Source organism: Desulfurella sp., assembly GCF_023256235.1.
In the GTDB taxonomy this organism is placed as follows: Bacteria; Campylobacterota_A; Desulfurellia; order Desulfurellales; family Desulfurellaceae; genus Desulfurella.
In genome coordinates this window covers 3,634-4,644 of record NZ_JAGDWY010000023.1, presented here as the reverse complement: position 1 = coordinate 4,644, position 1,011 = coordinate 3,634, and the positions used below count along the sequence as shown (strand labels likewise).

Annotated in this window: 1 protein-coding gene and 1 pseudogene; both read left to right on the top strand. The window is 36.5% G+C overall.

Translation table 11 applies throughout. The features are described from left to right. The coding region (locus Q0C22_RS02230) for a rhodanese-like domain-containing protein (RefSeq protein WP_291490449.1) at positions 1 to 415 on the top strand (415 nt) is incomplete at its 5' end. Between the two features lie 180 nt (positions 416 to 595). After that, positions 596 to 1,011, top strand: a pseudogene (locus Q0C22_RS02225) (hypothetical protein); the annotation flags it as partial.

Here is a 1,011-nt window from a genome sequence, read left to right as displayed (position 1 = left end):
GCCTATTAAGTATGCTTATAGTATTACGTCTCTTGCTGAAAAAAAGATCAAAGAGGCTAAAACTTGTGTTCACAATGTAAGCGTACAGGAAGCCAAAGAGCTTATAAAAAATGGCGCAATAGTTTTGGATGCAAGGGAGTATCCTGAGTATAGCGCTGGGCACATACCAGGTGCAATCTGGGCACCTAGGGGATTAATTGATTTTCAAGGACCTACATGGTTTCCAGATAAAAACAAAACTTACCTTGTTTATTGCAAAACTGGCGGAAGAGGTGTCATAGTTGCATATGAGCTAAAAGAATTGGGTTATGACAATGTAGTAAACTTAGATGGCGGATTTAATGCATGGGAAAAAGCAGGTGAGCCTGTAGAAAAAGGTGCACCAGAAGGAGCCGGCAAAGGTATAAAAAAATAAAACAATAAGTACCCCCTATTTGTAAACACCCAAGTCTTACTTGGGTGTTTTTTACAAAATTGTAAAAGTGTTTACAATTTTGTAGGTTTTAATCTAACTTTCAAATCTCAAAACCTCCAAAAACATTGATTTATAAGTTATGGAATAAATATTGCTATAACTGTCTTCGGAGGTTTTGTAATGAGTGCTAAACTTTATAGATTTTTGTGTATTTTATTTTTTGTTTTATCACCAAACATCGCATTAGCCCAAAGCAATTCAATTAACCAAGCAAACACTGCATGGATGCTTGTATCAACAGTACTCGTATTGTCAATGACGCCTGTTGGGCTGGGCTTATTTTATGGCGGCATGGTGCGCTCAAAAAATATACTCAACACCATTGGCATGTCTTTTGTGTCACTTGCAATTGTTAGCCTGCTTTGGATAATAGTAGGCTATAGTTTGGCTTTTGGGCCAGATATAGCAGGCGTTATTGGAAGTTTTAAATATATTTTTTTAAACAATATAACGCCTAATTCGGTTACTCAAACAATACCAACATACCTATACTGCACATTTGAATTATCATTTGCCGCAGTTACATTGGCACTCAT